This is a genomic window from Metallibacterium sp. (assembly GCF_054637675.1).
This window is the reverse complement of the sequence record NZ_JBTSRB010000011.1, coordinates 15,195-39,386: the sequence shown is the minus strand read 5'-3', so window position 1 is coordinate 39,386 and position 24,192 is coordinate 15,195. Positions and strand designations below refer to the sequence as shown.

The 24,192-nt window shown below is 67.5% G+C and carries 25 protein-coding genes, 1 tRNA gene and 1 other RNA gene; 18 read left to right on the top strand and 9 right to left on the bottom strand.

Going from position 1 to position 24,192, the window contains the following annotated elements; all coding sequences use genetic code 11:
* Positions 1–6 precede the first annotated feature (6 nt).
* Positions 7–732, bottom strand: a complete 726-nt coding sequence (locus ACYDAT_RS05785; RefSeq protein WP_461438516.1) for a carboxylesterase family protein — start codon at positions 730–732, stop codon at positions 7–9.
* A gap of 100 nt (positions 733–832) precedes the next feature.
* Between ACYDAT_RS05785 and orn the strand changes: the two genes are divergently transcribed.
* Positions 833–1,411 (top strand): oligoribonuclease, encoded by a 579-nt coding sequence (gene orn / locus ACYDAT_RS05780; protein WP_461438517.1) that lies wholly within the window; start codon positions 833–835, stop codon positions 1,409–1,411.
* Positions 1,408–1,806 carry a DUF6165 family protein gene (locus tag ACYDAT_RS05775; protein WP_461448966.1) on the top strand — a complete coding sequence of 133 codons (399 nt, stop codon included), beginning with the start codon at positions 1,408–1,410 and terminating at the stop codon, positions 1,804–1,806. Before orn ends, ACYDAT_RS05775 begins: the two co-directional genes overlap by 4 nt.
* A gap of 17 nt (positions 1,807–1,823) precedes the next feature.
* On the opposite strand, the gene ACYDAT_RS05770 is transcribed toward ACYDAT_RS05775, so the two are convergent.
* Positions 1,824–2,891 (bottom strand): glycosyltransferase family 9 protein, encoded by a 1,068-nt coding sequence (locus tag ACYDAT_RS05770; protein ID WP_461438519.1) that lies wholly within the window; start codon positions 2,889–2,891, stop codon positions 1,824–1,826.
* A gap of 76 nt (positions 2,892–2,967) precedes the next feature.
* Here ACYDAT_RS05770 and ACYDAT_RS05765 point away from each other — a divergent pair, with 76 nt between their 5' ends.
* Both ACYDAT_RS05765 and ACYDAT_RS05760 read left to right on the top strand, forming a co-directional pair.
* Positions 2,968–3,708 carry a 3-deoxy-D-manno-octulosonic acid kinase gene (locus ACYDAT_RS05765; RefSeq protein WP_461448964.1) on the top strand — a complete coding sequence of 247 codons (741 nt, stop codon included), beginning with the start codon at positions 2,968–2,970 and terminating at the stop codon, positions 3,706–3,708.
* A complete protein-coding gene (locus ACYDAT_RS05760; protein WP_461441331.1) occupies positions 3,705–4,463 on the top strand; it encodes an MBL fold metallo-hydrolase in 759 nt (252 codons plus the stop codon). The genes ACYDAT_RS05765 and ACYDAT_RS05760 overlap by 4 nt, the downstream gene beginning before the upstream one ends.
* Before the next feature lie 7 nt (positions 4,464–4,470).
* On the opposite strand, the gene ACYDAT_RS05755 is transcribed toward ACYDAT_RS05760, so the two are convergent.
* The 3 genes from ACYDAT_RS05755 to ACYDAT_RS05745 form a co-directional block, all read right to left on the bottom strand.
* Positions 4,471–5,736 carry an MFS transporter gene (locus ACYDAT_RS05755; protein ID WP_461448962.1) on the bottom strand — a complete coding sequence of 422 codons (1,266 nt, stop codon included), beginning with the start codon at positions 5,734–5,736 and terminating at the stop codon, positions 4,471–4,473.
* 115 nt (positions 5,737–5,851) lie between these two features.
* Positions 5,852–5,948: signal recognition particle sRNA small type (gene ffs, locus ACYDAT_RS05750), an RNA gene on the bottom strand.
* 93 nt (positions 5,949–6,041) lie between these two features.
* Positions 6,042–6,134 (bottom strand) — tRNA-Ser (locus ACYDAT_RS05745).
* Between the two features lie 160 nt (positions 6,135–6,294).
* Between ACYDAT_RS05745 and dnaX the strand changes: the two genes are divergently transcribed.
* The 6 genes from dnaX to ACYDAT_RS05715 are packed head-to-tail and all read left to right on the top strand — an operon-like array spanning position 6,295 to position 10,087.
* Positions 6,295–7,914, top strand: a complete 1,620-nt coding sequence (dnaX, locus tag ACYDAT_RS05740; protein WP_461440659.1) for a DNA polymerase III subunit gamma/tau — start codon at positions 6,295–6,297, stop codon at positions 7,912–7,914.
* Positions 7,914–8,237 (top strand): YbaB/EbfC family nucleoid-associated protein, encoded by a 324-nt coding sequence (locus ACYDAT_RS05735; RefSeq protein WP_461440660.1) that lies wholly within the window; start codon positions 7,914–7,916, stop codon positions 8,235–8,237. Before dnaX ends, ACYDAT_RS05735 begins: the two co-directional genes overlap by 1 nt.
* 40 nt (positions 8,238–8,277) lie before the next feature.
* Positions 8,278–8,880, top strand: coding sequence for a recombination mediator RecR (gene recR / locus ACYDAT_RS05730; protein WP_461440658.1), 603 nt, complete (start codon positions 8,278–8,280; stop codon positions 8,878–8,880).
* Between the two features lie 8 nt (positions 8,881–8,888).
* On the top strand, positions 8,889–9,233 hold the full coding sequence (locus tag ACYDAT_RS05725) for a histidine triad nucleotide-binding protein (protein WP_461448960.1): 345 nt from the start codon (positions 8,889–8,891) through the stop codon (positions 9,231–9,233).
* A 28-nt stretch (positions 9,234–9,261) separates the two neighbouring features.
* The gene (locus ACYDAT_RS05720; RefSeq protein ID WP_461448958.1) at positions 9,262–9,663 is read left to right on the top strand and encodes a hypothetical protein; all 402 of its coding nucleotides are present in this window, start codon (positions 9,262–9,264) and stop codon (positions 9,661–9,663) included.
* Complete coding sequence (locus ACYDAT_RS05715; RefSeq protein ID WP_461448956.1) at positions 9,653–10,087, top strand: hypothetical protein; 435 nt, start codon at positions 9,653–9,655, stop codon at positions 10,085–10,087. The genes ACYDAT_RS05720 and ACYDAT_RS05715 overlap by 11 nt, the downstream gene beginning before the upstream one ends.
* A 204-nt stretch (positions 10,088–10,291) precedes the next feature.
* Here ACYDAT_RS05715 and ACYDAT_RS05710 read toward each other — a convergent pair whose 3' ends face one another.
* From ACYDAT_RS05710 to ACYDAT_RS05700, 3 genes are all read right to left on the bottom strand, one after another.
* Positions 10,292–11,488 carry an acetyl-CoA C-acyltransferase gene (locus ACYDAT_RS05710; protein WP_461448954.1) on the bottom strand — a complete coding sequence of 399 codons (1,197 nt, stop codon included), beginning with the start codon at positions 11,486–11,488 and terminating at the stop codon, positions 10,292–10,294.
* 115 nt (positions 11,489–11,603) lie between these two features.
* Positions 11,604–13,976 (bottom strand): 3-hydroxyacyl-CoA dehydrogenase/enoyl-CoA hydratase family protein, encoded by a 2,373-nt coding sequence (locus ACYDAT_RS05705; RefSeq protein WP_461448952.1) that lies wholly within the window; start codon positions 13,974–13,976, stop codon positions 11,604–11,606.
* A 99-nt stretch (positions 13,977–14,075) separates the two neighbouring features.
* Positions 14,076–14,696 carry a TetR/AcrR family transcriptional regulator gene (locus tag ACYDAT_RS05700; protein WP_297901960.1) on the bottom strand — a complete coding sequence of 207 codons (621 nt, stop codon included), beginning with the start codon at positions 14,694–14,696 and terminating at the stop codon, positions 14,076–14,078.
* 242 nt (positions 14,697–14,938) lie between these two features.
* Here ACYDAT_RS05700 and ndk point away from each other — a divergent pair, with 242 nt between their 5' ends.
* The 8 genes from ndk to moeB all read left to right on the top strand — a co-directional run bounded on the left by ndk (position 14,939) and on the right by moeB (position 22,641).
* Positions 14,939–15,367 carry a nucleoside-diphosphate kinase gene (gene ndk, locus ACYDAT_RS05695; protein ID WP_461439527.1) on the top strand — a complete coding sequence of 143 codons (429 nt, stop codon included), beginning with the start codon at positions 14,939–14,941 and terminating at the stop codon, positions 15,365–15,367.
* 9 nt (positions 15,368–15,376) lie between these two features.
* On the top strand, positions 15,377–16,489 hold the full coding sequence (rlmN, locus tag ACYDAT_RS05690; RefSeq protein WP_461439526.1) for a dual-specificity RNA methyltransferase RlmN: 1,113 nt from the start codon (positions 15,377–15,379) through the stop codon (positions 16,487–16,489).
* Positions 16,479–17,252 (top strand): type IV pilus biogenesis/stability protein PilW, encoded by a 774-nt coding sequence (pilW, locus tag ACYDAT_RS05685; protein WP_461439525.1) that lies wholly within the window; start codon positions 16,479–16,481, stop codon positions 17,250–17,252. Before rlmN ends, pilW begins: the two co-directional genes overlap by 11 nt.
* Entirely contained in the window at positions 17,249–18,163 is a 915-nt protein-coding gene (locus tag ACYDAT_RS05680) for a RodZ domain-containing protein (protein ID WP_461448950.1), read from the top strand. Before pilW ends, ACYDAT_RS05680 begins: the two co-directional genes overlap by 4 nt.
* A gap of 72 nt (positions 18,164–18,235) precedes the next feature.
* Entirely contained in the window at positions 18,236–18,877 is a 642-nt protein-coding gene (locus ACYDAT_RS05675; protein ID WP_461448948.1) for a YfgM family protein, read from the top strand.
* Between the two features lie 4 nt (positions 18,878–18,881).
* Positions 18,882–20,081 carry an outer membrane protein assembly factor BamB gene (bamB, locus tag ACYDAT_RS05670; protein WP_461439522.1) on the top strand — a complete coding sequence of 400 codons (1,200 nt, stop codon included), beginning with the start codon at positions 18,882–18,884 and terminating at the stop codon, positions 20,079–20,081.
* 12 nt (positions 20,082–20,093) lie between these two features.
* The gene (gene der / locus ACYDAT_RS05665) at positions 20,094–21,491 is read left to right on the top strand and encodes a ribosome biogenesis GTPase Der (RefSeq protein ID WP_461441323.1); all 1,398 of its coding nucleotides are present in this window, start codon (positions 20,094–20,096) and stop codon (positions 21,489–21,491) included.
* 31 nt (positions 21,492–21,522) lie between these two features.
* On the top strand, positions 21,523–22,641 hold the full coding sequence (moeB, locus tag ACYDAT_RS05660) for a molybdopterin-synthase adenylyltransferase MoeB (RefSeq protein WP_461448946.1): 1,119 nt from the start codon (positions 21,523–21,525) through the stop codon (positions 22,639–22,641).
* A gap of 233 nt (positions 22,642–22,874) precedes the next feature.
* Here moeB and ACYDAT_RS05655 read toward each other — a convergent pair whose 3' ends face one another.
* A complete protein-coding gene (locus tag ACYDAT_RS05655) occupies positions 22,875–24,191 on the bottom strand; it encodes a sensor histidine kinase (RefSeq protein WP_461448944.1) in 1,317 nt (438 codons plus the stop codon).
* Position 24,192 lies beyond the last annotated feature (1 nt).

Genomic DNA, 24,192 nt, shown 5'->3' with positions numbered 1-24,192 from the left:
GGGGTTTCAATTCAGCATGCGTTGCAGCCATTGCCAGAGTCGCGCGTCGGCGTAGGCCGCGTCCCACGCATTGTGGTTGGCCTCGGGCAGTTCGCGATAGTGCACCGGCGCGCCGGCATCGCGCAGCGCCGCCGCCATGCGCCGCGACTGCTCGACCGGGATCACGTCGTCGCGCGCGCCGTGCACGATCCAACTGGGAATGTGCGCCAGTCGCCGTGCGGCCTCGCGCCAGGGATCGGCACAGCCGTCCATGGCGGCGACACGCAGATCGGGGCTGCCCACGCGCGCGGTCAAGCCGGCGCAGATCGGAATCAGCGCGCGATAGCGTGCTGGCTGCAGCAGCGCCAGTTCCCATACGCCATAGCCGCCGCGCGACAGGCCACTCAGCGCGACGCGCGTGCCATCGCCACCACGGTGCGCGCAGGCGTCCTCGAGCGCCGCCAGCGCGCGCCTGGCATGCACGCCTTGCCAGCTTGCGCCCGGCGGTAGTTGCGGAAACACCGCCAGCAGCGGCAATGGCACCACGCCGCGCAGCAACGCCGGCCCCAGGCCCACGCGCGTTTGCGCGATGTTGTCCATGCCGCGCTCGCCGGAGCCGTGCAGAAACAGCAGCACCGGCCGCAGCGTGCCGCCCTGCGTCGGCACGTGGATGCGGTAGCGCACCAGTTCTCCGTCATGCACCAGGCTGCGCTCCACGAATTCGGAATGCGCGGTGCGCTCGACCACGGACATGCACAGGCTCCCATGCGGTGACGTTTCACCCTGGCGCGCATGGTGCCATTGGTCAGGCCGCGCCGCGCGCTTTGTTAGACTGCCGTTTTCAGGCCGGGCCATGCGTGTGCACGAGGACAATTTGATCTGGATCGATCTGGAAATGACCGGTCTGGATACCACCCGCGACAGCATCATCGAGATCGCCACCGTGGTCACCGATGCCGAGTTGCGCGTGCTGGCCGAAGGCCCGGTGCTGGCCATCCACCACGACGAATCGCGCCTGCTGGCGATGGACGACTGGAACCGCAACCAGCATCGCAAATCCGGACTGTGGCAGCGCGTGCTCGAGAGCCGCGACGATGTCACCGCCACCGAGATCGCCACGCTGGATTTTCTGGCGGCGTGGGTGCCGCCCGGCAAGTCGCCGATGTGTGGCAATTCCATTTGTCAGGACCGGCGCTTTTTGGCGCGCGAGATGCCCGCGCTGGAGCGCTTTTTCCACTACCGCAATCTCGATGTGTCCACGCTCAAGGAGCTGGCGCGGCGCTGGGCGCCGGAATTGCTCAAGGGCGTGGCCAAGGAATCCGCGCACACTGCGCTCAGCGACATCCACGATTCGATCCGCGAGCTGCGCCATTACCGCGGCGCGATGGGCGCCTTTGCCGCCCGCTCCGTCCACGAAGGTGCCAACCCATGAGCCTGCTGCAGGTTCCGGTGTCCTATGGCGAGCTGCTGGACAAGCTCACGATTCTCGAGATCAAGTCCGAGCGCATGCACGACGCCGCCAAGCTGGTCAACGTGCGCGACGAACGCGCGCTGCTCGAACAAATCTGGCAGGCGCACCCCGCGGCGCGTAGCGACATCAGCGCAGAGCGCGCCGCGCTCAAGCAGGTCAACGCGGCGTTGTGGGACATCGAGGACCATATCCGCCTCAAGGAAAAGGCGCAGTCCTTCGACGCCGAATTCATCGCGCTGGCGCGCGCCGTGTATTTTCGCAACGACGAGCGCGCCGCGATCAAACGCGCGATCAATCACAAACTGGGTTCGCGTCTCGTTGAAGAGAAGTCGTACCAGGACTATCGAGCGGGCTGATTGCGCGCCGCGCAGTCTCAGGAGCGCAGCAAGCCGTGGCGGTGCGCCTGATCCAGCGCTTCAAGGCGCTCGATCACATCGTCGATATGGATCAGGTCCATCACCCCGGGGCGTTCGATCTTGGTGCCCCATGGCAGATCCTCGACCGCGCGGCCCATGAACTTGTGCGCGGCGGCGGCATAGCGATTTACGCACCAGCGGCGGTCGCTGTACGGGCCGGAGCGCGCCGGGTTGCTGGCCGCGTGCAGGCCGATGATCGGAGTGCCCACCGCGTTGGCCATGTGCATGGGGCCGGCATCGGGGGTCAGCAATGCGGCGGCGCGCTGATACAGGGCCAGCGCGCGCTTCAGCGTGTCGCGGCCGATCAGATCGGCCGGCGTGCTGCGCATGTGCGCGCGGATGGCATCGCCGAGGTGACGTTCGAGTTTGCTCGGCCCACCGGTCAGCGCGACGCGCCAGCCCAAGGCCTGCTGCGCGTGATCGGCGACGGCGGCGTAACCGGCGGCGAACCAGTTGCGCACGCTGTGGCTGGAGGTGGCGTTGATCAGCAGCCACGGCGCATCGCCGGGGAGCTGATCGGCGGCCCAGGCCGCGGCCTCGACCGGGATCGGCAAGTCCCAGCGTACCGAGGTCTGTTGCAAGCCCAGCGGTTCGGCGAAGCTGCCGATGGCATCGAGCACATGCTCACCGCTGCGCGCGGGAATGCGCTCGTTGACGGTCAGGCCATGCAAGTCCTTGGCGCGCGCATGGTCATAGCCGATGCGCCGCCGCGCATGCACGCCGAGGCTGAGCACATTGGCGCGCAGCGCGACTTGCATGTGCAGCAGTACATCGAAACGGCGGCCTTCCAGCGCCAGACGCACGGTGCGCAGGCCTTCCAGACCGAGGCTCTTGTCGAACACTACGAACTCGGTATCGGGCAAATCACCCACCAGCTTGTATTCGAGCTTGCCCACGATCCAGGTCAGGCGCGCTTGCGGAAAACCGCTGCGCAGCGTGTGGATCAGCGGCACCACGTGGGTGACATCGCCCAGCGCCGAGGTGCGCAGCAGGCAGATCGAGGCGGGCGGGGGTGCGGCGGTCATCAGGCTTTGACTAGACTCTTGCGCAGGCCGCAGCCTTTGCAGGATGAAAGTGGAGACAACACCCCGGCAGGCACAGATGCGCACAGAGGCGAACAACGCGATTGTGTTCGACCCCGCACGTGTTCCACAAGTCGACGCGCGCTGGTTCGATGCGGCGTGGTGGCAGGCACAGGGCAGGCTGCGCACGCGCGGCGGCGGGCGCGGTGGCGTGGGCTTCATCGACAGTCCGGCGGGGGCGCTGGTGCTGCGCCATTTCCGTCGCGGCGGGTTGTTGGCGCGCGTGCGTGGCGATCGCTATCTGTGGCTGGGCACGGCGCGCTCGCGCGGTTTCCGCGAGTTCGCGCTGCTGCAGTGGATGCGCGCGCGCGGCCTGCCGGTGCCGGAGCCACTGGCGGCGCGTTGCGTGCGCACCGGCTGGTTCAGCGCGCGTGCCGATCTGCTCAGTGCCGAGTTGCCCGCGGCGCAGACGCTGGCCGAACGCCTGCGTGCCGGCGCGCTGAGCGCCGCGGATTGCGCCACGGTGGGTGTGCTGCTGGCGCGATTCCACCAAGCCGGCGTGTACCATGCCGACTTGAACGCCCACAACATTCTCTGGTCTGGCGCGAACCTGTATCTGATCGATTTCGACCGTGGCCGCGTGCGCAAGACGACGTCACCTTGGCAGCGCGCCAACTTAGAACGTTTGCAGCGTTCGCTGCTGAAGGTGGCGCCGGATTTCGCGGCCGACCGCGAACGCTTCGCGCGTGAATGCTGGCAACCGTTGCTGCGTGGCTACGACGCGGCGATGCAGCGTTCGACCGGGGCGCAGAAGCCATGAGCTGGACGTTGCACGCGCTGGGCACCGGCGCGGCGCAAGCTCACGCGCTGGGCAGTTCCGCCGCGGTGATCGAACACGAAGCACAGCCGTTGCTGCTGATCGACTGCGGGCCGGACACACTGGCGCGCTATCTCGATGCCTACGGCGCACCACCGCCCGCGGTGTACCTGACGCATCTGCACATGGATCATGTCGGCGGGCTGGAAGCGCTGTTCTACCAGCTGTGGTTCGACAGCGCGTGGCGCGGACGCACGCTGTTGTTTCTGCACGCCGCGCTGGTGCCGCTGCTGCAGGCGCGGCTGGCCGATTACCCGCGCCTGCTGGCCGAGGGCGGCGCGCAGTTCTGGGATGCATTCCGCCTGCTGCCGTGCAGTCGCGGCTTCTGGCTGCAAGGCCTGTGGTTTGATGTGTTCGCCACGCGTCACCATCGCCCGCACACCGCGTTCGGATTGGCATTGCGCGGCAGTTGCGTGTGGACTGGCGATACGCGACCGATCCCAGAAATGCTGGCCGAGTATGCCGCGCAGGGCGAGCGCGTATTCCACGATTGCGGTTTGCGCGGCAACCCCTCGCACACCGGGTTGGATGATCTGGCGCGCGAATACCCGGCCAAGCTGCGCGCGCGGTTCACGCTGTATCACCAAACCAGCGCCGAGGATGCTGCAGCGCTGCGCGCAGCGGGCTACGCGGTGCTGAACCCTGGCCAGCGCGTGGCGCTGCCTGAGCCCGAGCCGCTGCGCGACGAGGCGGGCTGAGCAGCGCTCAATCCGCGCCGCCGTCGGCGAAATCCCGGAAGAAATACGCGTACAGGATCAGATACGCGCCCTGGAAAATCGCCGTCAGCACGAACGGCGCGGTGAGCATGCCGGCGTGAAGCAGCAGACCGGCGACCAGCGGACCAATGGCGCGCGGGATCTGGATCGACACATTCTGCAGGCTGGAGGCGAGGCCGCGGCGATGATCGCGCGTCAGGCCGGCGACCAGCGCCTGGCGCACGCCGGCGGTGCCCTGATTCATCCCCGCGCGCAAGGCGTAAAAACCGGCCGCAAGAATGAACCACGGCGAGAACGGGATCGCCAGCAGCAGCAGCAGACCGGCCAGGCGCATCCACACCACGGAGCGAATCAGTCCGTGTTGCCGCGCCAGCCTCCCGGCCAGCACCGAGCTCAGCGCACCCAGCGCGAAGCTGGCGGCGATGGCCGGGCCAATGCTGCCCGGTCCCTGCGCGAACTTCAGCAGAAACCAGTACGCGATCAGCGGGCCGATCATGCCGATGCCCAGCCCGTTGAGGCTGTTGACCAGCACCAGTTTGAGCAGGAGCCGATTCTCGGCGTGTTGTTCGCTGCGTTCGGCGCGTTCCGCGCGCGAGCCGGCCGCGGCCGCGGTGTGTTGCGCGCGCTCCGGCTCGCTTGCGCCGAATAGCAGCAGCAGACTGACCAGCGAGCCCAGCAGCGACAGTCCGAACAGCCAGCGATAGGGCGCGGCGCCAGCGTGCGGGGCGAACCAGCCGATCGCTCCGGCAGCGAGCGCGCCCAGCGCCATGCCGCTGAAGCCCAGCGCGGTATTCCAACTGTACACGCGTCCACGTTGCGGAGCTGGCAGCAGCAGTGCCAACCACGCCTGTTCGATGGGCCCGAACGGACCGGCGCTGCCATTGGCGCCGCGACCAAAGCCGCCCATGACTGCAGCCAGCACCAGCCACGCCGGGCGCGTGCTGAAAATCGCCAGCAGCGCCGCACCGATCTGCAGCAGTTCGTACACCAGCAAAAAACGGCGGCGTCCGCCGATGCGATCGCTCAGCGGCCCCACCAACAGGGTCAGCACCGCGCCGATCAGCAGCGCCGCCGACAAGGTGGCGCCGATGCCCGCCGCGTGCCAGCCCAGCGCGTGCAGGTACAGCGCGAATGCGGCCACCATGGCGCCCTGGCCAAGGCTGCGCGCGGCGCGAATCGCCATCAGCCGGATCACGCCAGCGGGCAGGACGATCGGCGCTTCAATGGCGGTGTCGTGGGTTTCTGGGCTGGGCATCAGGGCAATAGAACACAGCGCGTGGGGCAGGTTCCGCGTGCGCCTGAGCGCGTACAACCCTGCGTCAGCCCGCGGGCGGCGCTGGTGCTGAAGGGGGGCGAGCGAGGGTGGTGGCCCCTGCCAGCCACACTCCGGCACCCGCATCATCCGCTACCGTTGCTCCCTTCCGGGCCTGGCGGGATTTGCAGACTAGCGTCGCGGAGGGACCGACAGGGGCCACCGTGAACTGGGTTGTCGCTGGCGACGCGGTGTTCATTGCTGTGAACCAACCGCATCGCAGGACAAAAGTTTCAAACACTCAAACTTGGCGGAGAGGGAGGGATTCGAACCCTCGATACGGCTTTTGACCGTATACACACTTTCCAGGCGTGCTCCTTCAACCGCTCGGACACCTCTCCGGGTTTGTATTTGCCGCCGCGCGCGAGCAGGCCGCCACGGCAAGCGCGCAAGCATAGCGAGTGCATGGGGTTGCGTTCAAGCCTGTCATGCTGCGTCATTGCGCACTTGGGGCCGGCGGCGACGCTTGGCACAATAGGCGCTCGCTTTCGGATGCGCCTCATGTCCTATCAAGTGCTGGCACGAAAATGGCGGCCGCGCCGGTTCAGCGAGCTGGTCGGTCAGGAGCACGTGGTGCGTGCGCTCAGCCACGCGCTGGAAAGCGGGCGCATGCATCACGCCTATTTGTTCACCGGCACGCGCGGCGTGGGCAAGACCACCATCGCGCGCATTTTGGCCAAGTCGCTCAACTGCGAGCGCGGCACCAGTGCCGAGCCCTGCGGCGAGTGCGTGGTGTGCCAGGCGGTGGATGCCGGGCGCTTCGTCGATCTGCTGGAAATCGACGCCGCCTCCAACACCGGCGTGGATGATGTGCGCGAGGTGATCGAGAACGCGCAGTACGCGCCCACGCGCGGACGCTACAAGGTGTATCTCATCGACGAGGTGCACATGCTCTCCAAGAACGCCTTCAACGCGCTGCTGAAGACCCTGGAGGAACCGCCGCCGCACGCGCTGTTCCTGTTGGCCACCACCGATCCGCAAAAGCTGCCGGTGACGGTGCTGTCGCGCTGCCTCAAGTTCAACCTCAAGCGCCTGCTGCCCGAGCAGATCCAGGGCCAGATGCAGCACATCCTCGACGCCGAGGGCATTGTCTGCGAGGCCGATGCACTGGCGGTATTGGCGCGCGCCGCCGATGGCTCGCTGCGCGACGGACTGTCGCTGCTCGATCAGGCCATCGCCTATGGCGGCGGCGCGGTGCGCGCGGCGGATGTGCGCGCCATGCTCGGCAGTCTCGACAGCGCCGAGGTGCTCGGTCTGGCGCGGGCGCTGGCACAGGGCGATGGCGCGGCGCTGCTGGCCGAGGCGCAGCGCATCGTCGCCTTCGCGCCGGACTTCGGCAAGGTGCTGGATGATCTGGCCGCGCTGTGGCATCGCGTACAGTTGCGTCAGTTGGTGCCGGGCTACGCGGCGGTGGACGAGGCCGACGGCGTGGCGCTGGATGCGCTGGCCGCGCGTCTGAGCGCCGAGGAAGTGCAGCTTGATTACCAGCTCGCGCTCAGCGGTCGCCGTGATTTGCCGCTGGCGCCGGACGAGGCCATGGGCTTCGAGATGGCGCTGTTGCGCATGCTCGCGTTCCGGCCGCAGCGCGAGGACGACGGCGCGCGCGCGGCGTTGCCGCCCGCCGCGCGGCCTGCGCCTCTGGCCGCGCCGGCCATCGCCGATGCGCCCGCCGACCCTGCGCCCGCACCGCGCGCCGGCGCGACGCGCAGCGCTGGCATTGACCCGGCCAGCACGGGCCTGCCCGATTGGGCGGAACTGATCGAGCGCGCCGAACTGCGCGGCCCGCTGGGCGAGATGGCGCGGCGTGCCGCGCTGCAGTCGTGCGACGGACACACGCTGGTGCTGGCCATGGCGCATCATGATCTGGTACTGGCCAGTCCAGCCATGCTGACCCAGCTTGAAAGCAAACTCGAAGCGGCACTGGGCGAGCGCCCGCGCCTGCGCTGCGTCGGCGTCGATCAACCCGACTCGCCGGCCGCGCGCGCCGCCGCGCTGCGCGGCAGCGAACAAACCGCCGCGATCAGCGCGCTGCAGGCCGATCCGGTGATCGTTGAATTGCAGCAGACCCTCGGCGCGCGCCTGGTGCCCGAGAGCATCCGACCCGTGGAGCAGGACCGATGATGAAAGCCCAGATCGCGCAACTCATGCAGCAGGCGCAGCGCATGCAGGAAGAAATGCAGCGCGCGCAGGAAGAACTGGCTAGGCTCGAGGTCACCGGCAGCGCCGGCGGTGGCCTGGTCAGCGTGGTCATGAGCGGGCGCCACGAAACGCGCCGCGTCAACGTCGATCGCAAGCTGCTCGCCGACGACCCGGAGATGGCCGAGGATCTGATCGCCGCGGCGGTCAACGACGCCATCAACAAGGTCGCCGAACTCAGCCAGCAGCGCCTGGGCGGATTGACGCAAGGCCTGAGCCTGCCGCCCGGCATGAAGCTGCCGTTCTGAGCGCGGCCATGTCTACCCAGCGCTTGATGGGCGGGTTGCGATGAGCACCGCCTCGCCGCTGCTGAGCGAACTGCTCGACGCGTTGCGCTGCCTGCCCGGCGTCGGTGCACGCAGCGCGCAGCGCATGGCTTATCACCTGCTGGAGCGCGACCGCAAAGGCGGCGAGCGCCTCGCCGTCGCGTTGCAGGCCGCCATGCAGCGCATCGGCAACTGCAGCGACTGCCGCAGCTTCAGCGAGAGCGAGCGCTGCGCCTTGTGCGCCGGCAGCACGCGCGAGCGCGGGCAATTGTGCGTGGTCGAGACACCAGCCGATCTGGCCGCGATCGAGCAGGCCACCGGCTATCGCGGCTTGTACTTCGTGCTGCTGGGCCGGCTTTCGCCGCTGGACGGACTTGGCCCCGAGGAACTGGGCCTGCCGCTGCTGCGGCGGCGTCTGGCGCAAGGCGAGGTGCAAGAACTCATCCTCGCCACCAATCCCACCGTCGAGGGCGAGGCCACCGCGCATTATCTGGCCGAGATCGCGCAGGCCGCCGGCGTGCGCGTCAGCCGCCTCGCCCACGGCGTGCCACTGGGCGGCGAGCTGGAATACATCGATCGCGGTACGCTGGCGCACGCCTTCGGCAGGCGCCTTCCCCTGAGCTGAGCACACGCATGAGCGAAACCCTGTTCACCAAGATCATCCGCCGCGAGATCCCCGCCGACATCGTCTACGAGGACGCCGAGGTGCTGGCTTTCCGCGACATGAATCCGCAGGCGCCGGTGCACGTGTTGTTCGTCCCCAAGCGCGCCATCAGCACGCTCGATGCCGCGCGCGGCGAGGACGCGCTGCTGCTCGGCAAGCTCACCCTGGCCGCAGCAGCTTATGCGCGCGCGCAGGGATTCTCGGAGCACGGCTACCGCTGCGTGATCAACTGCAACGCCGACGGCGGCCAGACCGTGTATCACCTGCATCTGCATCTGCTGGCCGGGCGCAGCATGCACTGGCCGCCGGGTTGAACGTGGCCATGCCCATGGCGCGCCGCGCATGAATCCCCTGTCGGCTGGCAAGCCCGATGGCAAGCTCGCGGCGTCGGCCACGCCACCCGCCGAGTGGGTGCGCACCTTGGCCGCGCCGCTGCACCGGCAGCGCTGGTGGTGTTTTGTTTTCGCCGCGTTGCTGCTGGTCTTGGCCGTATTCAAACTATGGCATGGCAATTGGCTGGACGCCTTGGTGGCACTGACGGGCGCGCTGTCGGCGTGGTTCCTGTATCGCGCGGCCTCGGTGCTCAGCGCAGCGCACACCAGCATGCTCGCGGCCGATGCGCAGGCTGGTTTCGCCGCGCTGGCGCGCTACTTCATGCTGGCGGCGATCACCAGTGCGCTGGGTTTGTTGTTGCTGGTCGTGACCGTGTTCGCGGCCGTTGCGCAGGTCGACCATGGTCTCTGAACCCGCAGCGATCGCCGATGCCGCGCCCGCGCCGCTGACCGCCCGCGATGCCGCCGTGTTCGCGGCCAGCATCGCGCCGCTGGCTCGTGCGACGTGGTGGATGCGCGCCTGCGGTGTGCTCAACGGCGTGCTGGCCGTGCTGCTGGCCATCACCATCATCGGGTTGCCGTTCGCCGGCGCCCTGGGCTGGGTGGCGTTTCTGGAGTTTCGTGCCGCGTCGCGGCTGGATGCCGTGCGCCAGCGTCCAGCGGCGCCCGATAGCCTCGGCCGGGCCACCGCGGCGGTCAACGATATCGCCATGCATTACATCATCCAGGCGGTGACCACGCTGGTCATGGTGCTGTTGTTCCTGCTGCTGCTGAGCCTGATCGCGCCGCTGCTGGGACATGGTTCTTCGATCGATGATTTGTTGAGCGGCGGCTGATCGATCGCGCCAGCCACACGATTTCCCGGTTACCCGTCTACTGGCTGTGCGCAAATCGGGCGAGCGCTAGAGAATTGGCAAGTCAGCATGCCGGCTTCGCTGTCTGTCTGGCAGGTTTGAGGCCGCAGTGCTCGCGGGCGCAGCGTCGGTGCGCGCCGGCGCACATGATCCGCGAGCCATGGCGGATCATGCGCGAGCGGCCTGTCACATCGCTTCCAGCAGCATGGCGAAGCCCATGCCGGTGCCGATGCACATGGTGACCATGCCGCGCTTCTTGCCGGTGCGGCGCAGGCCGTGCACCACGGTGGCGGTGAGCTTGGCGCCGGTGGCGCCCAACGGGTGGCCCAGCGCGATGGCGCCGCCCAGTGGATTGACCTTGGCCGGATCCAGGCCAAGATCGCGGATCACCGCCAGCGACTGCGCCGCGAACGCTTCATTGAGCTCGATCCAGTCCAGATCCTCGTGCCTGATGCCGGCCTGACGCAGCGCGCGCGGCACCGCTTCCTTGGGACCGATGCCCATGATCTCCGGCGGCACGCCGGCCACGGCGCTGGTGACGTAACGCGCCAGCGGGGTGAGGCCGAATTCCTTGATGGCCTTTTCGCTGGCCAGCAGCACCGCACCGGCGCCGTCGGACATCTGCGAGCTGTTGCCGGCGGTGACGCCGCCACCCATGCGGAACACCGCGCGCAATTTGCCCAGCGCCTCGATGCTGGTTTCGCGGCGCGGGCCTTCGTCGGTATCGATCAGGCGCGTATCGGAGTGGATGCCGCCGCTGGCCAGGTCGGGATAGTGGTCATCCAATGCGTAGGGCGCGATCTCGTCCTTGAAGTGGCCCGCGGCGATGGCGGCCAGCGCGCGCTGATGGCTTTGCAAGGCGAAGGCGTCCTGGTCCTCGCGGCTGACCTTCCAGCGCGTCGCCACGTTCTCGGCGGTGATGCCCATGCCGTAGGCGATGGCCACGTTCTCGTCCTTGAACACGATCGGGTTGATGGCGGGCTTGAAGCCCATCATCGGCACCATGCTCATGCTTTCGGTACCGCCGGCCAGCATCAGGTCGGCCTCGCCGACGCGGATGCGATCGGCGGCGATGGCCACGGCCTGCGCGCCGGACGAGCAGAAGCGGTTGACGGTCATGCCCGGAATGCCCTCGGGCAGGCCGGCCAGCAGCACGCCGATGCGCGCCACGTTCATGCCCTGCTCGGCCTCGGGCATGGCGCAGCCGATCACGGCATCGCCGATGCGCTGCACATCGACGCCCGGCGCCCTGGCCAGCGCCGCGCGCAACACGTGCGCCAGCAGATCATCCGGGCGGGTGTTGCGAAACACGCCGCGCGGGGCCTTGCCCACCGGCGTGCGCACGGCGGCAACGATGTAGGCGTCCTGGATTTGCTTGCTCATGGTTGATCTCCCAAGTTGGAGGAAATGGTGGGGAGTCGGAAGTCGGAAGTCGGAAGTCGGGAGTTGGTAGAGCGCTGGCCTTTCACTTCCTACTCTCCACTCCCCACTACCGCGCTCAATTCCTCAGCGGCTTGCCGGTAGTCAGCGTGTGCTGGATGCGTTCCTGGGTCTTGGGCATTTGCGCCAGCGCGACGAAGTGCTTGCGCTCCAGCTTCAGCAGCCAATTTTCGTCGACGCTGGAACCGCGCTCGATGGCGCCGCCGCACAAGGTGTCGGCGATGCGGCTGGCGATCTCGTAGTCGTGCTGCGAGATGAAACGGCCTTCGAGCATGTTGACCAGCAGCATCTTCAGGCTGGCGGTGCCGACATCGCCGGCCACGATCACCGCGCGCGCGGGCAGCGCCGGGTGCCAGCCCGATTCGGCCAGCGCGGCGGCGGTGCGCAGCGCCACGTGCAGTACCTCGAAGGCGTTGAACACCACCACATCGCTGTCGCGCAGCAGACCCATTTGCCTGGCCTCCAGCGCCGAGCCGGCGACCTTGGCCATGGCCACCGTCTCGAAGTAGCGCTTGACGAAATCGAAACTGTCGCCGCCCGCGGCTTGTTGCGCGCAGCGCACGGCGATTTCCTTGAGGCCACCGCCGGCCGGCAGCAGGCCCACGCCGGCTTCGACCAAACCGATGTAGCTTTCCAGCGCGGCCACGGTGCGCGCGCTGTGCATCTGGAACTCGCAGCCGCCGCCCAGCGCCAACCCGCGCACCGCCGCCACCACCGGCACCAGCGCGTATTTGATGCGCATGCTGGTGGCCTGGAAGTTGGCGATCATCGCCTCGAACCGATCGACCTTGCCGGCCTGCAGCAGTCCCAGCGCGCCCTTGAGATCGGCGCCGGCCGAGAACGGTTCACTGTTCTGCCACAGCACCAGCGCCTTCAGCTCGCGCTCGGCGCGGGTGATGGCTTCCTGCATGCCATCGAGCACGGCGTCGTTGACCGTGTGCATCTTGGTCTTGAACGAGACGATGCCGAGATCGTCGCCCAGCGTCCACAGGCGCACGCCGGCGTTTTCCCATAATGTGGTGCCCTGATTGAAGCGCTCGCCAAGCAGCGCGTCGGGATAAATCTGGCGCTGGTACACCGGATGCGTGGAGCGCGGCAGATGTTTGCCACTCTTGGGCGCGAACGAGCCATCGCTGCCATGCACGCCGTTGCGGCCATCGCTGACCCACGCCGGCAGCGACGCCTTGCTCATGGCCTTGCCGGCGGCAATGTCCTCCGCGATCCACTTGGCGATCTGTTGCCAGCCCGCGGCCTGCCAGGTCTCGAACGGACCCAGCTTCCAGCCGTAGCCCCAGCGGATGGCGAAGTCGACATCGCGCGCGGTCTCGGCGATGTCGGCGAGGTGGTACGCGGTGTAGTGGAACAGATCGCGGAATACCGCCCACAGGAATTGCGCCTGCACGTCGCTGCTGGCGCGCAGCTTGGCGAATTTCTCGGCTGGATCCTTGATGGCGAGGATCGCGGCGAGTTCGTCCGAGGGTTTTTGCCGTGAGGGACGGTAGTCCATTTTGGCCAAATCCAGCACCACGATGTCCTTGCCGGCCTTGCGATAAAAACCGGCGCCGGTTTTTTGCCCCAACGCGCCTTGCGCGATCAGCGCATCCAGCCACGCCGGTGCCTTGAAGTAGCTGTGCCAGGGATCATCGGGCAGGGTGTCGGCCATGGTCTTGATCACATGCGCCATGGTGTCCAGGCCCACCACGTCGGCGGTGCGATAGGTCGCGCTCTTGGGGCGACCGATGGCCGGTCCGGTCAGCGCATCGACGGTATCGAAACCCAGACCGAATTTTTCGGTGTGGTGCATGGTGGCCAGGATCGAGAACACGCCGATGCGGTTGCCGATGAAATTGGGCGTGTCCTTGGCGCGCACCACGCCCTTGCCCAGCGCGGTGACCAGGAAACCCTCCAGCGCATCGACCACGGCCGCGTCGGTGGCGCGCTGCGGGATCAGCTCGACCAGATGCATGTAGCGCGGCGGGTTGAAGAAGTGCACGCCGCAGAAGCGCGCGCGCAGCGTTTCCGGCAGCGCCTCGGCCAGCGTGTTGATCGACAGACCCGAGGTGTTGCTGGCGACGATGGCATGCGCGGGCAGGGCCGCGGCGATCTTGTGATACAGATCGAGCTTCCAGTCCATGCGCTCGGCGATCGCCTCGATGACCAGATCGCAGTCGCCAAGCTGTGCCAGGTGCTCGTCGTAATCGGCTGGCACAATACCCGTGGCGCGCGATTTCTCGGCCAGCGGCGCCGGCGAGAGCTTGCCCAGATTCTGGATGGCCTTGACCGCGATGCCGTTCTTCGGATCTTGCTTGGCGGCGAGATCGAACAGCACGACCTCGATGCTGGCGTTGGCGAGATGCGCGGCGATTTGCGCACCCATCACGCCGGCGCCCAAAACCGCGGCCTTGCGAATGCGGAGGGGAGTGGGATTCATGGGGACGACTCCTGGGCTTTTGAAAAGTCTTTGACTGCGCGCGCGCGCGGCGGCATTTGGCGACGCGCGGTGCAGACCGCACGCCGCGCGGTACGCCGCTCAGGGCGCGCGCAGGCCGGCTGCGGCGAAGCGCAGCAAATGCTCGATGGTGTACTCGCGGTGCGCGGTCTCGCTGGTGCCGGCACGGCGCTTGATCAGGCCGAAATCGGCCATGGTGTAGGTGAGCGCGCCGGCGACGAGATCCAGACGCCAGTACAACTCATCCTTGGTCAGTCCCGGCAGCTTGCGATGGAACACCACCGCGAACTCGCGCAGCACGTGGCCGTAGTTGTCGGAGAGGAAACGGCGCAGGCGCTCGTCGTGTTCGGCGTAGGCACGCGCCAGCATGCGCATGAACGCGGCGCCGCCGCGGCGGTCCAGCGCCAGTTCCAGCGCCGGGCGGATGAACGCATCCAGCGCGTCCTCCAGGGTGGCATCGGGCTTGCTCTCGACCTTGGCCAGGGCGGCGTGGCGCCGCGCGTTGAGCGCATCGAGGCGGCGCCGGAACACGGCCTCGATGAGATTGTCCTTGGAGCCAAAGTGGTAATTGACCGCGGCCAGATTGACGTTGGCCGCCGTGGTCACCTGGCGCAACGACGCGCCGGCGAAGCCATGCTGCGCGAACAGCGCCTCGGCGGCGCCCAGAATGCGTTGCTTGGTGGAAAACTGCGAAGCGCTCAAGCCGACCTCTGAATCAAACGAACGTTTGAAGGATAGGCGCGCCGCGGCGGCGGGGTCAATCGATGCGCATAAGGCGTTCAGGGCGCGCTCGGGCGCGCCGCTGAAATACGCCATGGGACTTGCCCCAAAGCTCGAAAAAGTCAACAATTTGTGACTTAAGCCCCTAACCGGGGTGGAATTTCCGGCTAATTTCGGCGCAGCGTGGCTGACGCCGCCCTACACTTATCCATCGAGGTCGCTACATGGCGCTGGAGCGCACGTTGTCCATCATCAAGCCCGATGCCGTCGCCAGGAACGTCATCGGCGCCATCTACCAGCGCTTCGAGCAGGCCGGTCTGCGCGTGATTGCCGCGCGCATGCGCCAATTGTCGCGCGCCGAGGCCGAGGGCTTTTACGCGGTGCATCGCGAGCGTCCGTTCTTCAAGGCGCTGGTCGAGTTCATGATTTCCGGTCCGGTGATGATCCAGGTGCTGGAAGGCGAGAGTGCGGTGCAGAAACACCGCGATCTCATGGGCGCTACCGATCCGAAGAAGGCCGCGCCGGGCACCATCCGCGCCGATTTCGCCGACAGCATCGACGCCAACGCCGTGCACGGTTCCGATGCCGCGGCGACCGCGGCGGTCGAGATCGCGTATTTCTTCGCCGGCGCGGACTTGTGTGCGCGCGCATGATGCCCTGATGTGAACACGGCGCGCGTCAATCTGCTGGGTTGCGATCGCAACGGGCTGCGCGGGTATTTCGCGCAGATCGGCGAGAAACCCTTTCGCGCCGATCAGGTGATGAAGTGGATCTACCACCAGCGCATCACCGACTTCACCCAGATGACCGACCTCGGTCGCGGCCTGCGCGACAAGCTGCTGGATGTGGCCGAAGTGACGCCGCCGACCGCGCTGCTCGATCAGCACGGCAGCGACGGCACGCGCAAATGGTTGCTGGGCACCGACAGCAGCAACGCGATCGAGACGGTGTACATCCCCGAGCCCACGCGCGGCACGCTGTGCGTGTCCTCGCAAGTGGGCTGCGGACTCAATTGCAGCTTCTGCTCGACCGCGACGCAGGGCTTCAATCGCAACCTGGACGCCAGCGAGATCATCGGTCAGGTGTGGGTGGCCGCCGCCGCGCTGGGCAACGTGCCGCACCAGCAGCGCCGCATCACCAACGTGGTGATGATGGGCATGGGCGAGCCGCTGCTGAACTTCGACAACGTGGTGCGCGCCATGGACGTGATGCGCGACGACCTCGGCTTTGGGCTGGCCAGCAAGCGCGTCACGCTGTCCACCGCCGGGCTGGTGCCGATGATCGATCGCCTTGGCGAGGTCAGCGATGTCAGCCTCGCGGTGTCGCTGCACGCGCCCAACGATGAGTTGCGCACCGAACTGGTGCCGCTCAATCGCAAGTATCCGATTGCCGAGCTGCTCGACGCCTGCGCGCGTTATGCCGCGCGCAAGCCGCGCAGCAGCATCACCTTCGAATACACCATGATGGACGGCATCAACGACCATCCCGAGCATGCGCGCCAGTTGATCAAGCTGATGCGGCGCCTGCCGGGCAAGGTCAATCTGATACCGTTCAATCCGTTTCCCGGCACGCGCTATGCGCGCTCCCGACCGGAAGTGATCGCCGCGTTCCAGACCATCCTGATGCAGGCCGGGGTGATGACCATGGTGCGGCGCACGCGCGGTGATGACATCGCCGCGGCCTGCGGACAACTGAAAGGTCAGGTGCTCGACCGCACGCGGCGTGCGGCCGAGTTTCGCAAGCGTATCGAAGAGGGCGTCACGCATGCGGCTTGAAAAATTTCTACCGGTACTGCTGGCAGCAGGGCTGCTGGTGCTGGGCGGCTGTGCCAGCAACAGCGATAACCTGCATACGAGTTCCGCGAACAAGGCATTCGATGCGGCGCAGATCCACACCCAGCTCGGCGAAGCCTACATGCAACGCGGCGACCTCAAGGGCGCGCTGGCCAAGCTGCAACTGGCGCTCAGGTATGACGACAGCTATGTGCCCGCGCACACCGTGCTGGCGGTGCTGTACGAGCGCATCGGCGAGTATGGCAACGCCGAGCACCAGTATCGCCGCGTGATTGATCTGGAGCCCAAGAACGGCTCGGCCAACAACAACCTCGGCGCGTTTTTGTGCCGCACCGGCAAGGTCGAGCAATCGCTGCAGTATTTCGCGCGCGCCGCCAAGGATCCGTTCTACCAGACGCCTTACGCGGCCTACACCAACGCCGGCGTGTGCCTGATCAAGATCAACAAGCTGGCCGAGGCCGAGAAGCAATTTCACGACGCGCTGAGCATCGATCCCAAGTTTCCCGAGGCTTTGTATCAGTCGGCGCGCGTCTGGTATCTGCAGGGCAATGCGTTCCGCGCCAGCGCGTATTTGCAGCGTCTGGAATCGCTGGGTCCGGCCGGTCCGGACACGCTCAAGCTGGGCTACGAGATTGAAACCAGGCTGGGCGACGCGACTGCGGCGAAGTCCTATCGCCAGCGCCTGATCGAGCAGTTTCCCGACTCGCCGCAGGCCAAGAGCCTGAGCGCCGGGTCAAAGCCATGAGCCCGGCCACGAACCATCCGACGGTATTCAATGCCTCCGCGATTGTCGTCGATCCCGCCGAGGTGCTGTGTATTGGCGCCGAATTGGCGGCCGCGCGCCAGCGTCGCGGCCTGAGCCTGGCGCAGTGCGCCGAGCGCCTGTCGATGCCCAGTCAGGTGCTGCGGCGGCTGGAAGCGGGCACGCTCAGCCCGCTCGACAGCGGTGTGTTCCTGCGCGGCCATCTGCGCGCGTATGGCACTTTGCTGGACATCGACAGCGCCACGCTCGATGACTACGTGCGCCGACTTGCCCCCGAGGCGCCGCCAGCGCTGCTGGCCAGTGGGCGCATGCCCAGCAGTCGTTATGTGGTCGAGAGGTATTTGCGCGCGGCCAGTTATATCGTGCTGACCGTGGCGATCACCGCGCCCATCGTGTTGCTAGTCATGCACAGCGAAAGCACGCGCAGTGGTGCGCGCCTGCAGGCCATCGACTCCGCGCCGGTGCCGCTGGTGCCGCGTCTCGGCACGGCGCATGCGGCGCACATTCCGGGCGTGGCGGTGATTCTTCCGCCCGTTGCGGCGCAGCCGCAGTCGCGACAGCCGCTGCTGGCCACCATGACGCCGTTCATCTCCGGCGATGCTGAAACCACTATCCCCGCACCTGTGCCGGCCGTGACCGGTGCGCATACCCTGGCGCTCACGCTCAGCGCGCCGAGCTGGGTCGAGGTCACCGGCGCCGACGGCAAGCGCCTTGAATACGCGCTGCTGCAACCCGGCACCTACTCCTGGCAGGACGCCGCGCCGCTGCAGGTGCTGATCGGCAACGCCGCCGCGGCCAGCGTCACCGTCGACGGCAAGCCGTTCGCGCTCGATGACATCAGCGCCAGCAATGTCGCGCGCTTCAGCATCGGGCCGGCTCCGGGCAACGCCTGAACGCGCTTTTCGGTTATCCTCCCGGCCTTTGCGACGCGCGCTCCCTGCGCGGCGCGATGACCGGACCAAGGCATGGCACTCGACGTCTACGACGATTACGAACAAGGTGAACGCGTTCGCCAGTGGCTGGCCAACAACTGGGCCTCGATCGCCCTCGGCATTGCCCTCGGACTGGGGCTGATCTTCGGCTGGCAGTGGTGGAAATCGCACCGTGCCGGACTCGACATGGAAGCCGCGCAACAGTACGACCTGGTCACTGCCGCGATTGCCAAGGGCGACACCACGCAGGCCGACGCCGCGACCGCGGTGCTGACACGCGACTTCCCCGGCAACGTCTACGCCACGCTGGCGATGAGTCTCAAGGCCGCGCGCGAGGTCAAGGCTGGAGACTACAAGGCCGCCGCAAGCTCGCTACAATGGGCCGCCGCGCACAGCCCGGACATGCCGCTGCAAGGCCTGATGCTGGTGCGTCTGGCGCGTGTGCAACTGGCTCTGCGGCAACCTGCCGCCGCCTTGGCCACGCTGCAGAAAGTCGATGCGCATGACTATCGCAGCGAGGTCGCCATGTTGCAGGGCGACGCCCATCTGGCGCAGGGCAATCAGGCCGCCGCGCGCAGCGCCTACGAACAAGCATTGGCTGACATGAAGCCCGACGCGCCACAGCGCGGCCTGCTGCAACTCAAGCTCGACAATCTCGCCATCGCCGGGAAGTGAATTGATGAAACGTGGTCTTATCGTGTTGCTCGCCGCGACCCTCGTGGTCAGCGGCTGCGGGCTGTTCAAAAGCAAGGACAACATCCATCCACCCAAGCCGGTACCGCGGTTCGCGGCCACGCTGAGGGTCAAGCAACTGTGGAATCACGGCATCGGCGATGGCGCCGGGCGCAGTGGCGTGCGTTTACGCTCGGCGGTGTCGGCCGGCGTGGTCTATGCCGCCAGCACCAACGGCAGCCTGGCGGCGTGGAAGCTGGACAGCGGCGACACCCTGTGGTCGCATTCCAGCAGCAGCGGTTGGCATCCTTTTGGCTGGTTCAAGGGCCGCGAGCATGACCACTTCGCCGGTGGTCCCAGCGTGGCCGACGGCATGCTGTTCGTCGGCACGCAGAAAGGTGGCGTGTACGCCTTCGAGGCCAAGACCGGCAAGGAACTGTGGCGCGCGCAGGCCAGCTCCGAGGTGATCAGCGCCCCGGCCATCGCCGGTGGCAAGGTGTTCGTGCGCAGCAACGATGGCCACGTATTCGCCTTCGACGAACAGACCGGCAAGCAGTTGTGGTTGTACGACCGCGGTGATGTGCCCGCGCTCAGTCTGCGCGGCAACGGCACGCTGCTGGCGGTCAACGGCGCGGTGTTCTTCGGCAGCGACAACGGCAAGCTGGTGGCGCTGTCGCAGGCCGACGGCAGCACGCTGTGGGAAGTGCCCATCGCCGGTGGCGAGGGCCGCACCGACATCGAGCGCATCGACGACTCGGATGGCCGCCTGGTATTCGCCAACGGCAAACTTTATGTCGATGCCTATCACGGCAACGTGATGGCCGTGGACCCGGCCAACGGACGCACGCTGTGGAGCCGGCCGCTGTCCGGTTACACCGGTGTCGACGAAGGCGCCGGCAAGGTGGTCGCGGTGGACGATGCCTCCAATATCTGGGCGCTGGATGCCTCCAATGGCGGCGACCTGTGGAAGCAGGACAAGCTGGAGTGGCGCTGGTTGTCGGCACCCGCGGTGCAGATGGGCAAGTACATCGTCATCGGCGATTTGCAGGGTTACGTGTACTGGCTGGATCTGGCCAATGGCGAGCTGGTGGCGAAGGAACATCCGGCCGGTTCGGCCATCGTCGCGCGGCCGCTGATCGCCGGTGACATCGCCCTGATCGAGGGCGACGACGGCAGCATCACCGCCTATCGCGTCTCCGGCGGCTGATGTCCCCCGCCCATGCTCCCCGTCGTTGCCCTGGTCGGACGCCCTAACGTCGGCAAATCCACGCTGTTCAACGTGATGACCGGCAGCCGCGACGCCTTGGTCGCGGATCTGCCTGGGGTGACGCGCGATCGCCACTACGGCGTGTGCCGGCGTGGCGAGCGTCCGTTCGTGGTGATCGATACCGGCGGCCTCAGCGGCGTGGAAATCGACGATCTCTCGATCGCCGCCGCGCGTCAGGTACGCCTCGCCATCGCCGAGTCCGCCGCCGTCGTGTTCATGGTCGATGCGCGCGATGGCTTGATGCCGCAGGACCGCAGCATCCTCGACGAGCTGCGCCGCTGCGGCAAGCCGCTGCTGCTGGCGGTGAACAAGACCGATGGTCTTGATGTGCCGATCGCGCTGGCCGAATTCGCCGCGCTGGGCGCCAGTCATGTATTGCCGATGGCTGCGTCGCACTCGCGCGGCCTCGATGATCTGCTCGACGCGCTGACGGAATGGCTGCCGGATAGCGCTGATGCAGCGGCCGAGGAAGACCCCGATGCCATTCGCGTGGCCATGGTCGGTCGCCCCAACGTCGGCAAGTCCACGCTGGTCAATCGCCTGCTCGGCGAGGAGCGCCTGGTGGTGTCCGAGACCGCCGGCACCACGCGCGATTCGATCCGCGTGCCGCTGGAGCGCGACGGTCAACGCTACGTGCTGGTCGACACCGCCGGTGTGCGTCGCCGCGCGCGCGTCGACGACGGTCTGGAAAAGCTTTCCGTCATCAAGACCCTGGGCACGCTGGAGCAGGTCGAAGTCGCGGTGCTGCTGCTGGACGCCGGCGAGGGCATCACCGATCAGGATTTGACCTTGATCGGCCACGTGCTCGCGTCCGGGCGCGCGCTGGTGATCGCCGCCAACAAGTGGGACGGCATGGACAGCTACGCGCGCACGCAGTGCAAGAGCGGCCTGGAGCGCCGCCTCGATTTCGTGCCCTGGGCGCAAGTGGTGTTCATCTCCGGGCTGCACGGGTCGGGCCTGCGCGAACTGATGCGCGCGGTGCGTCGCGCGCATGCCTCGGCCACCACCGAGCTGGTCGCGTCGTCGCTGACGCGCACGCTGGAGCAGGCGGTCACCGCTTACCAGCCACCGCTGGTGCGCGGGCACATGCCCAAGCTGCGCTTCGCCCATCCCGGCGGCCGTGCGCCGCCGAGCATCATCATCCACGGTTCGCGCACGGCGCATCTGGCGCCGGCCTACCGCAAGTACCTGGAAAACTTTTTCCGGCGCCGCTACAAGCTGGTGGGCACGCCGGTGCGCATCGATTTTCGCGACGGCGAGAATCCTTTCGCCGGGCGCAAGAACGTGCTCACCGAGAGCCAATTGCGCAAACGCCAGCGCTTGATTCGCCACTCGCGCGGCAAGCGCTGAGCGCCGCCGCGCGTGCGGCCGGGCCTGCACCATGAGTCAGCACGACATCCTGGAAATCACCGTGCAAACCGCCGCCACACGCATGGCCGTGGGCGCCGTGCTGCTGGATATCCGCAGCGCCGCCGAGCGCGCCAGCGGCATGGCGCAGGGCGCGCAAGGCGTGGACATCGACGCACTGGATGCCTGGCTGGCGCGCGCGTCGCTCGCGCAGCCGCCGCTGCTGATCTGCGCAGTGGGACAGCGTTCGCTGCGCGCGGCGCAGGTACTGCGCGCGCGCGGCATCGCGGCGCAATCCGTCCGTGGCGGATTGCAGGCGTGGATCGCTGGCGGCTTGCCGATGGCTGCCGATGATCTCGACGCCGATGCACGCGAACGCTATGCGCGGCAACTGCGCCTGCCCGAAGTCGGCGTGCGCGGGCAGGCGCGCCTGGCCAGGGCACGCGTGGCCGTGGTGGGTGCGGGCGGTCTGGGTTCGCCGGCCGCGCTGTATCTGGCCGCGGCCGGTGTCGGCACGCTGAGTCTGATCGATGACGACGTGGTCGAGCGCTCCAACCTGCAGCGTCAGGTGCTGCACACCGACGCGCGCGTGGGCGAAGCCAAGGTGACCTCGGCGACGAGCGCGCTGCACGCGCTCAATCCGCGCACGCACATCGAAACGCATGCCGTGCGCTTGCACGCGGACAACGCCGAGCAATTGCTGGCCGGCCATGATCTGGTGATCGATGGCGCCGACAATTTCGCCGCGCGCTATGCGGTCAGCGCCGCCAGTTTGCGGCTCGGCTTGCCGATGATTTACGGCGCGGTCGAGCGCTATAGCGGACAGGTCAGCGTGTTCGATCCGCGCCGCGCCGACTCGCCTTGCTATCGCTGCCTGTTTCCGTATCCGCCCGCCGCGGGCGAAGCGCCCAGTTGCGCCGAGGCCGGCGTACTCGGCGTGCTGCCTGGCGTAATCGGTCTGCTGCAGGCCACGGAGGCGCTGAAGCTTTTGTTGAACCTCGGCGTGCCGCTGAGCGGCCGCCTGCTGCTGTTCGACGCGCTGGCCATGCGCTTCCGCGAACTGGCCCTGCCGCGCGACCCGCGGTGCCCAGGCTGCGGCGCGCAAGCACAGTCCCTGGATGCGCAGGCGTTGCAGGACCTGTGTCAAGGCTGAGGCAGGGCGCGCCGATTGCGAGCCCGTGATGCCGGCGGTTTGTGCGGCGAACCCTCACCCTTCTCCCGGCGCGGTGTTATACGAAATTGCGATCCAATATCGAGAATGATCAGGCTGTCATTCCTGCGCAAAGCCTGCCCCCAGCGAAGGCGGGGATGACGAGCCCAAACGAACTGGCTGTTCGCTCGAAGAGTCTTATCTTGTTGAACGCACATTGATAGTACAGCCGTGCTTCAGTCCGCACCTGGTGCGGCGTCATCCAGACTGATCCACAGCCGCGCCACGGCGCCGGGGCCATCGCCGCGCGCGCTCAGTGCCACGCCGCCACCGTGCGCTTCGGCGATCTGTCGCGCCAGCGCCAGACCGATGCCCGAGCCGCCCGGCTTGGTGGTGAAGAACGGAACGAACAGGTTGGTGCTGGGCGGCGGGCCGGGGCCGTTGTCGGTGATCTCGACCACGGCGCGCGCATCCTCGCGCCAGGCGCGCACACGCACTGCGGCGCGGTCGTCCGGCGCGGCCTCGGCGGCGTTGCGCAGCAGGTTGATCAGCGCCTGTTCGAGCTGGTCCGCATCGGCCCGCACCGGCAGCGTGGCAGCGGCCGCGACGCTGATGGCGGCGGACTCCATGCGCGCCAGCGTGCGCAGCAGCACGGCCAGGTCCAGCGCGCGCCGCTGCGGCGGCGGCAGCCGCGCCAGTTGGCGGTAGCCGGCGAGGAAGCGCGTCAGCGCGGCGGCGCGGCGCTCGATCAGCGCCAGACCGTCGCGCAAATCGCCAGCCCAGTCATCCGGCAGCGGTGCGCGCGCGCTCAGCGTGCTGAGTGTGCCGGCGATCGAGCGGATCGGCGCCAGCGAATTGTTGACCTCATGCCCGAGCACGCGCAGCAGGCGTTGCCAGGCCTGGCGCTCCTCGTCGCGCAGCACGCGGTCGAGGTCGTTGATCACCAGCAGGCGCCCGCCGCGGCCTTGCTGGCGCAAGCTCGCATGGCGCACCTCGAAGCGTCCGCTGCGCCCGGGGAAGCTGCGCGTGATGACGCTGCCGGAGACCTGCGCGAACAGATCCTGCACGCCGAGCTCAACATCGCTGCGCCCGAACAGATCCGGCGACTTGCCCTGCAGCAGGTGTTGTCCAGCCGGGTTGACCAGGCTCAGGCGCGCGCCGCCGTCGAACACGAACACGGCGTTGTCCAGCGCCGCCAGGGTCTTGCTGAGCAGATGCGAGGCTTCCTCGAAGCGCACGCGCTCGGCCTGCAGTCGCTGTGCCAGCGCGTTGACGTCGTAGATCACCTGACCCAGCGCGCCACCGGGCACGCCGCGCAGCGTGTAATCGCCCTCGCGCAGCGCTTCCAGCAGGCTGGCCAGCGTGGATAGCGGCCGCGTCACGCGGCGCAGGTACCAGCGCAGCAGCGCCGCGCTGGCCAGCAGCGCCGTGCCCAGCAGCAGCCAGCGTGTCAGTGGCGGCAGCGGCAGCACGATCAGGATGATCGCGATCAGCAGCAGCGGGCACAGCGTCAGTAGCACGCCGCCCAGCACGTGCCACTGGAAGCGCGTCAAG

Coding starts and splice junctions, on each gene's coding strand:
- ACYDAT_RS05705 (WP_461448952.1), bottom strand. CDS start 13,976: ATGAATCCCACTCCCCTCCGCATTCGCAAGGCCGCGGTTTTGGGCGCC.
- ACYDAT_RS05710 (WP_461448954.1), bottom strand. CDS start 11,488: ATGAGCAAGCAAATCCAGGACGCCTACATCGTTGCCGCCGTGCGCACG.
- der (WP_461441323.1), top strand. CDS start 20,094: ATGCTCCCCGTCGTTGCCCTGGTCGGACGCCCTAACGTCGGCAAATCC.
- dnaX (WP_461440659.1), top strand. CDS start 6,295: ATGTCCTATCAAGTGCTGGCACGAAAATGGCGGCCGCGCCGGTTCAGC.
- orn (WP_461438517.1), top strand. CDS start 833: ATGCGTGTGCACGAGGACAATTTGATCTGGATCGATCTGGAAATGACC.
- ACYDAT_RS05770 (WP_461438519.1), bottom strand. CDS start 2,891: ATGACCGCCGCACCCCCGCCCGCCTCGATCTGCCTGCTGCGCACCTCG.
- ACYDAT_RS05760 (WP_461441331.1), top strand. CDS start 3,705: ATGAGCTGGACGTTGCACGCGCTGGGCACCGGCGCGGCGCAAGCTCAC.
- ACYDAT_RS05765 (WP_461448964.1), top strand. CDS start 2,968: ATGCGCACAGAGGCGAACAACGCGATTGTGTTCGACCCCGCACGTGTT.
- ndk (WP_461439527.1), top strand. CDS start 14,939: ATGGCGCTGGAGCGCACGTTGTCCATCATCAAGCCCGATGCCGTCGCC.
- ACYDAT_RS05720 (WP_461448958.1), top strand. CDS start 9,262: ATGAATCCCCTGTCGGCTGGCAAGCCCGATGGCAAGCTCGCGGCGTCG.
- recR (WP_461440658.1), top strand. CDS start 8,278: ATGAGCACCGCCTCGCCGCTGCTGAGCGAACTGCTCGACGCGTTGCGC.
- moeB (WP_461448946.1), top strand. CDS start 21,523: ATGAGTCAGCACGACATCCTGGAAATCACCGTGCAAACCGCCGCCACA.
- ACYDAT_RS05735 (WP_461440660.1), top strand. CDS start 7,914: ATGAAAGCCCAGATCGCGCAACTCATGCAGCAGGCGCAGCGCATGCAG.
- ACYDAT_RS05675 (WP_461448948.1), top strand. CDS start 18,236: ATGGCACTCGACGTCTACGACGATTACGAACAAGGTGAACGCGTTCGC.
- ACYDAT_RS05725 (WP_461448960.1), top strand. CDS start 8,889: ATGAGCGAAACCCTGTTCACCAAGATCATCCGCCGCGAGATCCCCGCC.
- ACYDAT_RS05755 (WP_461448962.1), bottom strand. CDS start 5,736: ATGCCCAGCCCAGAAACCCACGACACCGCCATTGAAGCGCCGATCGTC.
- pilW (WP_461439525.1), top strand. CDS start 16,479: ATGCGGCTTGAAAAATTTCTACCGGTACTGCTGGCAGCAGGGCTGCTG.
- ACYDAT_RS05715 (WP_461448956.1), top strand. CDS start 9,653: ATGGTCTCTGAACCCGCAGCGATCGCCGATGCCGCGCCCGCGCCGCTG.
- ACYDAT_RS05785 (WP_461438516.1), bottom strand. CDS start 732: ATGTCCGTGGTCGAGCGCACCGCGCATTCCGAATTCGTGGAGCGCAGC.
- ACYDAT_RS05775 (WP_461448966.1), top strand. CDS start 1,408: ATGAGCCTGCTGCAGGTTCCGGTGTCCTATGGCGAGCTGCTGGACAAG.
- bamB (WP_461439522.1), top strand. CDS start 18,882: ATGAAACGTGGTCTTATCGTGTTGCTCGCCGCGACCCTCGTGGTCAGC.
- ACYDAT_RS05680 (WP_461448950.1), top strand. CDS start 17,249: ATGAGCCCGGCCACGAACCATCCGACGGTATTCAATGCCTCCGCGATT.